Origin of the sequence: Longimicrobium sp., from assembly GCA_036387335.1 — a bacterium.
Lineage (GTDB): Bacteria > Gemmatimonadota > Gemmatimonadetes > Longimicrobiales > Longimicrobiaceae > Longimicrobium.
The window spans coordinates 1-9,683 of the sequence record DASVTZ010000195.1; the positions used below are offsets into that span (position 1 = coordinate 1).

5 protein-coding genes are annotated in these 9,683 nt (G+C 71.2%); all 5 read left to right on the forward strand.

The features are described 5' to 3' along the window. The first annotated feature begins 195 nt into the window (after positions 1-195). Positions 196-576, forward strand: a complete 381-nt coding sequence (locus VF647_19560) for a BlaI/MecI/CopY family transcriptional regulator (protein HEX8454286.1) — start codon at positions 196-198, stop codon at positions 574-576. Beyond that, positions 573-2,792 (forward strand): M56 family metallopeptidase, encoded by a 2,220-nt coding sequence (locus VF647_19565; GenBank protein HEX8454287.1) that lies wholly within the window; start codon positions 573-575, stop codon positions 2,790-2,792. The genes VF647_19560 and VF647_19565 overlap by 4 nt, the downstream gene beginning before the upstream one ends. A gap of 280 nt (positions 2,793-3,072) precedes the next feature. After that, on the forward strand, positions 3,073-4,101 hold the full coding sequence (locus tag VF647_19570; GenBank protein HEX8454288.1) for a hypothetical protein: 1,029 nt from the start codon (positions 3,073-3,075) through the stop codon (positions 4,099-4,101). Then, on the forward strand, positions 4,098-6,722 hold the full coding sequence (locus tag VF647_19575; GenBank protein ID HEX8454289.1) for a DUF5916 domain-containing protein: 2,625 nt from the start codon (positions 4,098-4,100) through the stop codon (positions 6,720-6,722). Before VF647_19570 ends, VF647_19575 begins: the two co-directional genes overlap by 4 nt. Before the next feature lie 223 nt (positions 6,723-6,945). Then, on the forward strand, positions 6,946-9,636 hold the full coding sequence (locus VF647_19580; GenBank protein ID HEX8454290.1) for a DUF5916 domain-containing protein: 2,691 nt from the start codon (positions 6,946-6,948) through the stop codon (positions 9,634-9,636). The last annotated feature ends 47 nt before the right edge of the window (positions 9,637-9,683 follow it).

The following is a 9,683-nucleotide window of genomic DNA, read 5'->3' on the forward strand; positions in this document are numbered from 1 at the left end:
CCCACCATGCGGACATCGCACCCGGATGCGGGCTACGGCGCGGCACGGGGCACGGGCAGCCACGCGGGGTTGCCCCTACGGGACGGTGGTGAATGCGCCGAAATCCCCGCGCGAAAAACAAAACACTTGACGGAAGTGCTCGCGTGCTGAATATTCAGCACGTGCTGTTTTTTCTGCACTTCCCCACCAGGCCGCATGGAACCGTCGCCACTCAGCCGCCGCGAGCGCCAGATCATGGACATCGTCTACCGCCGGACGCGGGCTACGGCCGCGGAGGTGCTGGACGACCTGCCGGATCCGCCCACCTATTCCGCCGTGCGCGCCGCGCTCCGCCTGCTGGAGGAGAAGGGCGAGCTGGCGCACGAGATGGATGGGAAGCGCTACGTATACAGGCCCACCACGCCGCGCAGCCGGGCGCGCACCAACGCGCTCCAGCACCTGCTCCGCACCTTTTTCAACGGGAGCCCGGAGCAGGTGGTCAACGCGCTGATCGAGGACGCCCGCCCGTCCGCGGCGGAGCTGGAGCGCCTCGCGAAGCTCATCGATCACGCACGCCGGGAGGAGGTGGAAGGATGAGCCCGCTCGCGTTCCCCGACATCCTCGGCCTGGTGGCGCGCACCACCGCCGTGCTCCTCGTCGCGCTCTGCGCCACCACGCTCCTGCGCCGCTCCTCCGCGGCCACGCGCCACCTGGTGTGGACGGTGGCGCTCGCGGGGGTGCTCGTGCTTCCGCTGCTGGAGCGCGTGGTGCCCGCGTGGCGCATCGTCCCCGTGCCCTCGGAGCTAGCCCCCGCGGCCCCCGTGGCCGCGCCGGTGGAGCCGACCGTGGCCGAGGCGCCAGTGGCCGCTCCCGCGCACGAGAGCGCGCCGGTGCCCGCGGAGAAGCGGATCGACTGGATGATGTGGGCGGTGGGGATCTGGGCGGCGGGCGGGCTCGTGCTCTTCCTGCGGCTGGCGTACGGCGTCCTGCGCATATGGTGGGTGGAGCGGCGGTCGTCCGAGTTGGCCGACGCGCGGTGGACCTCGCTCACGGACGGGCTGGCGCGCCGCCTCAGGCTGGGGCGCATGGTCACGCTGCTGCGCGGCGAGCACGCATCCGTGCCGATGACCTGGGGGATCGTGCACCCCGTGGTCCTCCTGCCCGCTGAGGCGGACGACTGGAGCGAGGAGCGGCGCACGGTGGTGCTGGCGCACGAGCTGGCGCACATCCGCCGCTGGGATGCGCTCACGCAGTGGATCGCGCACCTGGCGGTGGCGGTGCACTGGTACAACCCGCTGGTGTGGGCCGCCGCGCGCCGCCTGCGGCAGGAGCGCGAGCAGGCGTGCGACGATGCGGTCCTCGCCCTCGGTGCCCGCCCGGCCGAGTACGCGGACCATCTGCTGGACATCGTGCGCTCGCTGGGCAACGCCTCCGGCCCCGCCGCCGCGCTGGCGATGGCGCGCCGTTCCCAGTTCGAGGGGCGCCTCCTGGCCATCCTCGACGCCGCCGTGCCGCGCACCGGCGTGGGCCGCGCCGTGGTGCTGGGCACGCTCGCGGCCGGGGCGGCGTGCATCCTCCCGCTCGCGGCGCTGAGCCCGGCGCAGCACGCCGTGACGGAACCGATCGCGAGGGTTTCCGCGCGCATCGTGACGCCGGTGGTGCGCACGATGGGGTCGGTGCAGATGCCCACTGCGTCCGCGCCCGTGGCCGCGATGCGTCCCGTTACGCCGGCCGCCACTACGAGCGCCCCCGCCGTGCAGCCGGAGCCCGCGGGCTCCACGGGTTCGGCGCCCTCGCAGCCGTCGCAGCCTTCGGTTCCCTCGCAGCCTTCCGTGTCGTCGCAGCCGTCGCCGCCGCCCGCGCTTCCGGCGACAACGACAGTGAGCGCGATGAGGGCCGCCATTCAGCAGCCCGGCGGCGCCGACCTGTACGACGACATCATCCGCATGGCCGCGGGGATGGAGTCTTCGACGGAGCGGCGGCTCGTGCTCATGGAGCTGCTCAACCGCGGCGACCTGCGGCGCGAGCACGTGGTCGCGATCATCGAGGCGACGCGCACGATGTCTTCGGACACGGAGCGCCGGCTGGTGCTGAACGAGGCCGTCGTGCACCGCGCCTTGGGCGGCACGCTTCCACCCGCGCTGCACACGGTGCTGGAGAGCTTCTCGTCGTGCACCGACGAGCGCCTGGTGCTGGTCACCATCCTGGAAAGGCTGCGCCCCAGCGCCACGTCGATGGCGGCGATCTTCCGCACGGTGTCGAAGATGGATTCCGACACCGAGAAGCGGATCGTGCTCGCGTCGGCCGCCGCGCACCAGCCGATCGATGGGTCGGTGCGCGAGGCGTACATGGCCGCCGCCAACTCCATCGGCTCGGAGACGGACCGGCGGCTGGCGCTCTCCGCGCTGCTGGGTCGCGCGGCGGCCAACACTTCCGCCGCCCCGGCCGTGCCCCGCGCCACGCCGGCTTCCGCGGGTGGCGTGTGGAACACCACCACCGAGCTCAAGGGCGACCACAACGGCCGGACCGCGTACGAGCTGAACGTGCGCGCCCGCAACGTGCGCCTGAACCGCGCGGGTACCGACGTGGCCGAGGTGCTCCCCGGCGGCGTGCTCGAGATCGAGCACACCCGTCACGACGGCGATACGGAGCCGGATCCGCTGCTCACCGGTGCCTCCGTCACGCGCAGCCTGAGCGTGCGCCGCGGCCCGGATGGCGGGCTGGTCCGCACCTATCGCGTAAACGGCGTCGAGCGCGCCTTCGGCAGCGAAGGGCGTACCTGGCTCGCGGGCGTCCTCAACCGCGTTCACTAGGCCCCTCGGAACGCGCAGTAGATCCTTCGCTCCGCGCCAGAGGGTGGAGAACGGGAGAGGACGGTGCGGCGCGTCGCTCAGGATGACAAAAAGGGGGAGTGACGCCTCCGTTCAGTTTGTCATCCTGAGAGAGCCGCCCACCGGATGACCGCGTTCCATCGGACTCCGGCGGCGATCGAAAGGATCTAGCCGGCGAGGCAAGAGGCCCGGGTGCGACGAGCGATGTACGATGCGAAGTGCTGAAATTTCACCACTTGAAACGCCTAAACCGGAGGGAACGATGCCCCGAACGACCCTGAGCCTGAGCTGCGGCGCTCTGCTGCTGGCCCTTCTCGCCACGCCGGGCGCGGCGCAGCAGCGTCACGTGACCGTGAACAACAGCAACTGGACGCACACCTCCATCGACGGCGGCCAGCGGCTGGAGATCCGCGCGACCGGCGACGTGGAGCTGAACGACGAGGGCGACTGGGTGGAGTCCCTCCCCGCGGGCGGGCGGCTGGTGGTGGAGGAGGAGGGGCGCGGACCCGACCGGCGCGCGGAGTTCCGTCCCGAGGGAAGCGGCGTGCGCGTTCTGTACTTCGTGGACGGGCGGGAGCGCGCCATGGACGCCGAAGGGCAGGCGTGGATCCGCCGCACGCTAGGCGACGCGGCGCGCGAGGGCGGGCTGGGCGCGGAACGGCGGGTGCGGCGCATCCGGGCGCGGCGCGGCGTGGGCGGCGTGCTGGAGGAGATCGGCCGCGTTCGGAGCGACTCCGGCAGGCGGCTCTACTTCCGCGCCCTCTTCGACGGCGAGCCGATGCGCGACGACGAGTACGCGCGCGCCCTCCGCGAAGTCGGGCGCATCCGCTCCGACTCAGAGAAGCGGCTGGTGCTGTCCGGCGCGACGGACGCGGCGCGCGGCGGCAGGCGCCTGGCCGCGCTCCTGGAGGCGGCGGGAACGATCGATTCGGACGCCGAGACGCGCCTGGTGCTGACACGGGTCCTCGAGCGCCACACCCTGGAAGACGGCGACACGCGCCAGGCCTTCTTCACCGCGGTCGACGGGATCGGGTCGGACTCGGAGCGGCGGCTGGTGCTCACCCGCCTCATCCAGCGCGGGACGCCGTCGCGCGCGGTGCTGGTGGGGGCGCTACGCTCCGCCGGCCAGATCCGTTCGGACGCGGAGAAGCGGCTGGTGCTGATGCAGGTGCCCGTCGCGCGGCTGGAGGACGACGGCATCTCCCACGCCTTCATGGACGTCACGCGCACCATCCGGTCAGACTCGGAGCGCGCGCTCGTCCTTCGCCACCTGGCCCGGAGCGGCCGATGATCCTCCGTCTCGCCCCTCTTGTCTGCGCGGTGCTGCTGGCGGCGCCCGCGCTCGCGCAGACGGACAGCGTACGCGTGGGACGCAAGGAGGCGCGTGCGGTGCGCGTGACCGGCGCCGCGCCGGTGCTGGATGGGCGGCTGGATGACGCGGCGTGGGCGCTGGCGCCCGTCCTCAGCGACTTCGTGCAGAAGCAGCCGAAGGAGGGCGCCGAGCCCACCGAGCGCACCGAGGTGAGGTTCGTGTACGACGCGGAGGCGCTGTACGTGGGGGCGCGGATGCACAAGCGCGACCCGCGCGCCATCCAGGCCCCGGTCAGCCGCCGCGACGACGGCAACCAGGCGGAGCACCTGTGGATCTCGCTCGACACGTACCTGGACCGCCGCACAGCGTACAGCTTCGGCGTGACGGCGGCCGGCACGCGCATCGACTGGTACCACCCCACGGACGACGAGAACGACACCGACGGATCGTTCGATCCGGTGTGGACCGCCCGCGTCGCCCGCGATTCGCTGGGGTGGACGGCGGAGATGCGCATCCCGTTCAGCCAGCTGCGCTTCACGGCGGGCTCGGTGCAGCGCTGGGGGCTGAACCTGGACCGCTGGAACCCGGCCACCAAGGAGGACGTGTTCTGGGTACCCATCCCCAGCCAGGAGCGGGCGTGGGCGTCGCGCTTCGGCGACCTGGTCGGGATCGAGGGCGTGCGCCCCTCGCGCCGCGTGGAGCTGATGCCGTACGTGGCCGCCGGGGGCACCTTCCACGCCGCCCCGGGTGAGGGGAATCCGTTCGACGACGGCAGCAGCCTGGAAGCGCGCGTGGGCGGCGACCTCAAGATGGGGCTCGGGCCCGCGCTGACGCTGGAGGCGACCGTCAATCCCGACTTCGGCCAGGTGGAAGCCGATCCCGCGGAGGTGAACCTGTCCGCGTTCGAGACCTTTTTCGCGGAGCGGCGACCCTTCTTCATCGAGGGAAGCCAGCTCCTGGCGGGGCGGGGGCCGGAGTACTTCTACTCGCGACGCATCGGCGCCGCGCCGTCGGGCGATGCATCGGGCGATTACGTGGACTTCCCCGGCACCAGCACCATCCTGGGCGCGGGAAAGCTGACGGGGCGGCTGCGCGGCGGCACCTCCATCGGCGTGCTGGCGGCGGTCACGGGCAGGGAGCACGCGCGCACCTTCACCACCCAGAGCGGCGAGTTCCAGCGCGTCTCCGTCGCGCCGACGACGGCGTTCGGGGTGGCGCGGGTGCAGCGGCAGTTCGGAAAGGCGCAGTCCACCGCGGGCGTCAGCTTCACCGGCGTGGGGCGCGCGCTGGACTCGGAGAGCCCGCTCGCCGAGCTCCTCCACCGGCAGGCGTTCGCGGGCGGCGCCGACTGGAACCTGCGCTTCAAGGGCGGCGAGTACTCGCTGAACGGCTATCTGGGATTCAGCCACGTCTCCGGCGATTCCGCGGCGCTGCTTGGAACGCAGCTCTCCAGCGCGCGCTACTTCGCCCGGCCGGACGCGGACTACGTGCGCCTGGACCCGCTGCGCACCGCCCTGGCCGGGTGGACGGGCTCGGTGGGCGTGGCGCGCAACAGCGGCCGCCACTGGCTGTGGGACGGCTCGCTGAGCGCCACCTCGCCCGGCTTCGAGGTCAACGACGCCGGCGCGCAGGGCACGGCCGACGACGTGTTCGGCTATGCGCGCGTCCGCTACCGCGAGACGAAGCCGGGGCCGTACTTCCGCAGCTACTCCATCGCGCTCTCCACCGAGAACCTGTGGAACTTCGGCGGGGTGAGGAACTTCTCCGCGCTGCGCACGGACACGCGGCTGACCTTCAAGAACTACTGGGAGACGCTGCTCACCGGGTGGGTCGACCTGCGCTCCCAGAGCGACGACCTCACGCGCGGCGGGCCGCTGATGGGCACGGGGCAGGCGTGGGTCACCATCGTGGACGTGTACAACAGCTCCGCGTCGCGCACCGGCCTCCGCGGCCGCATCTACTACGGCGAGAGCGAGCTGGGAGAGCGCACCTACCGCCTCCTCTCCACCTACTCGATGCGCCCCAGCCCGCGCTGGCGCTTCTCCATGACGCCCAACTACCTGCGGACCACCAACCCGCGCCAGTACATCACCACCCGCGCCGGCGGCACGGAAGCGACGTACGGCAAAAGGTACGTCTTCTCGACCATCGACCGCAGCACCTTCACCACGCAGTTGCGCCTGACGTACTCGTTCACCCCGGAGCTGTCGCTGGAGGGATACGCGGAGCCGTTCGCCGCCAGTGGGCGCTACCACGACTATGGCGAGCTGCCGGCGGCGCGCAGCCGCGAGCTGCGCCGCTACGGCACAGACGGTACGCGGGTGGACACGCTGGAAGACGGCACGCTGCGGGTGACCGAAGGCACTTCCACCTTCACCATCGCGCCCCGCGACTTCAACGTGCGCTCCTTCCGCAGCAACGCCGTGCTGCGGTGGGAGTGGCGGCCGGGGAGCACCCTCTTCGCCGTGTGGCAGCAGGACCGCTTCGCGCGCGAGCGGGAGGGGAGCATCGTGGGTCCCGGCGACCTGCTGGAAACGCTCAACACGGCCGGTGATAACATTCTCGCCCTGAAAGTCACTTACTGGCTGCCGGTGCGTTGATTCAGGGGTCCGATTAACAAACCGTGAAACAACATCCGCACACGGAGACACGGAGGAAACGGAGAGGTAAACTGGGGAATCCAACGTTTTCCTCGTTCCATCGCTCTAACCTCCGTCGTCCCGCTGCTGACGTGCTAGGAAATTAGCGGAACGGATGAAACCCGAAGCGCGGAGCTTCGTACCTCCCATGAATCCCGCTCACCACCTCCCGAAAGGCCGAAGCATGCACCGCCGCCTGATCCTGCTCTGCGCCGCCGCCCTCCTGGCGCAACCGGCCCTCGCGCAGACCCCCGCCGACAGCACGCGCCCCAACACGGTCCGCACGCTGCGGGCTGCCCGCGCCACCGGCGGCATCGACATCGACGGCCGGCTGGACGAGGCCGCCTGGGCCACCGCGGAGGCCGCCACCAGCTTCACGCAGTCGTATCCCAAGGCGGGCGCCGCGCCCACCGAGCGCACCGAGGCGCGGGTGCTGTACTCCGACGACGCCATCTACGTGGCGATGCGGATGTTCGACTCGCGTCCCGACTCCATCGCCGCGCAGCTCGCCCGGCGCGACGCCAGCGGGATCTACTCGGACTGGGTGCACGTCTCCATCGACTCGTACCACGACCGCCGCACCGGCTTCCGCTTCTCGCTGAACCCGCGCGGCGTGCAAAAGGACGTCTTCCACTCCAACGACACCAACGAGGACCTGGACTGGGACGCCGTCTGGCAGTCCGCCGCGCGCGTGGACTCGCTGGGGTGGACGGCCGAGTTCCGCATCCCGCTCTCGCAGATCCGCTTCAGCGGCGCGGAGCCGGCGGGCGGGCGTGTGTGGGGGCTGCAGCTCCAGCGCGACATCGCCCGCCGCGACGAGCGCGACTCCTGGTCGCCCTGGACGCGCACGGACGCGGGCTTCGTATCGCGCTTCGGCGACGTGACGGGGCTCACCGGCATCCGCCCCGTGCGCCGCATGGAGCTGCTGCCGTACGTCAGCAACCGCCTCACCCGCGAGCCCGGGGACTCCGAGAACCCGTTCTACTCGTCCAACGACGTGGGCCTCTCGGCCGGCGCGGACTTCAAGCTGGGGATCACCTCCGGCCTCACCCTCACCGGCACCGTCAACCCCGACTTCGGCCAGGTGGAGGTGGACCCGGCGGTGGTGAACCTGAGCGCCTTCGAGACCTTCTTCCCGGAGAAGCGCCCCTTCTTCATCGAGGGGAGCGACGTCTTCCGCTTCGGGCAGGTGGGGACGTTCAACAACTACGGCTTCCAGGAGTACTTCTACTCGCGTCGCATCGGCCGCACGCCGCAACGCCAGCTCTCCGGCAGCGAGATCCGGTTCAGCGACGTCCCCAGCCAGTCCACCATCCTGGGCGCCGGGAAGGTGAGCGGGAAGGTGGGCCCCTGGACGCTGGGGCTCATGGACGCCGTGACCGCCGCCGAGAAGGCGCGCTTCGTCACCGATGACGGCGACCGGCAGACCGCCACCGTTGAGCCGCTGACCAACTACTTCGTGAGCCGCGTGCGCCGCGAGATGCACGGAGGCAACACCGTCATCGGCGGCATGGCCACGGCCACGCACCGCGACATGAGCGACGCGGCCTTCGATCCGCTCGTCCGCTCCCGCGCCTTCTTTGGCGGCGTGGACGGGGAGCACAGCTGGGCGAACCGGCTGTGGAAGGTCTCCGGCTACGTGGCCGCCACCAGCGTGGCGGGGAGCCGGGACGTGATCACCGCGGCGCAGCGCTCCAGCGCCCGCTACTACGACCGTCCGGACGCCGACTACCTGTCGCTCGACCCCACGCGCACCTCGCTCACGGGCCACATCGCCGAGGCCGCCATCCAGCGGAGCGGCAACTGGGACCTGTCGCTGGACGTGAAGGAGATGAGCCCCGGCTTCGAGGTGAACGACCTCGGGTTCCAGGGCCGCACGGACTACCGCTCCTTCACCACCTTCCTGGGGCGCCGCGTCAACGAGGCGAAGGGGATCTTCCGCGACCACTCGTACTTCGGCTACACGTTCCACGCGTGGAACTTCGGCGGCGACATGATCCTGAACGGAGGCGCGGTGGGCGCCAACGGCACCTTCAAGAACTTCTGGAGCGCGGGCGGCAACCTGGGCTACCGTCCATGGACCTCCGACGACCGCCTGACGCGCGGCGGTCCCCTGTCGCGCAACCCCGGCCGGCGGGACATCTCCGGCTGGGTGGAGACCGACCCCCGCAAGCGCGTATCGTTCGGCGCGAACACGGGCTACGCGCGCCGCGACGCGGGGGGCAGCTCGCGCTGGGCGGGGGTGTCGATGAGCTACCGCCCGTCGAGCGCTGTCCGGCTGCGCCTGAGCCCGAACTTCGAAAAGGAGTTCGGCACCGCGCAGTACGTGCGCACGGTAGACGACGCGCTCGCTACCGAGACGTTCGGGCGCCGCTACGTCTTCGCGGACCTAGATCAGACCACGGTGTCGATGGAGACGCGGCTGGACTGGACCTTCACGTCGCGCCTCTCGCTGCAGCTCTTCGCGCAGCCGTTCGTGGCGGTGGGCGACTACAGCGGCTTCAAGGAGCTCGAGCGCCCCGGCAGCTACGACTTCGGCGTGTACGGCCGCGACGCGGGCACCATCACGCGCGGCGCGAGCTGCTCCAATCCGTCCGGAGCCGGCACCAACTACCTGGTGGACCCGGACGGCGCGGGCGCGGCGAGCTGCTTCTCGTTCGGCGAGCGCGACTTCAACTCACGCTCGCTGCGCGGAAACGCGGTGCTGCGCTGGGAGTACCGTCCCGGCTCCGCGCTGTTCTTCGTGTGGCAGCAGCAGCGCGACGGCTTCGACGCGGTGGGCGACCTCGACTTCGGCCGCGACGCCGGCGAGGTGTTCCGTGCGCCCGCGAGCAACGTGTTCGTGGTGAAGGCGACGTACTGGCTGGGGCGGTAGGCCCCACCCCCAGCGTCGCTCCGCGACGCATCCCCCTCCCCCGAAAC

Coding starts and splice junctions, on each gene's coding strand:
- VF647_19560 (HEX8454286.1), top strand. CDS start 196: ATGGAACCGTCGCCACTCAGCCGCCGCGAGCGCCAGATCATGGACATC.
- VF647_19565 (HEX8454287.1), top strand. CDS start 573: ATGAGCCCGCTCGCGTTCCCCGACATCCTCGGCCTGGTGGCGCGCACC.
- VF647_19570 (HEX8454288.1), top strand. CDS start 3,073: ATGCCCCGAACGACCCTGAGCCTGAGCTGCGGCGCTCTGCTGCTGGCC.
- VF647_19575 (HEX8454289.1), top strand. CDS start 4,098: ATGATCCTCCGTCTCGCCCCTCTTGTCTGCGCGGTGCTGCTGGCGGCG.
- VF647_19580 (HEX8454290.1), top strand. CDS start 6,946: ATGCACCGCCGCCTGATCCTGCTCTGCGCCGCCGCCCTCCTGGCGCAA.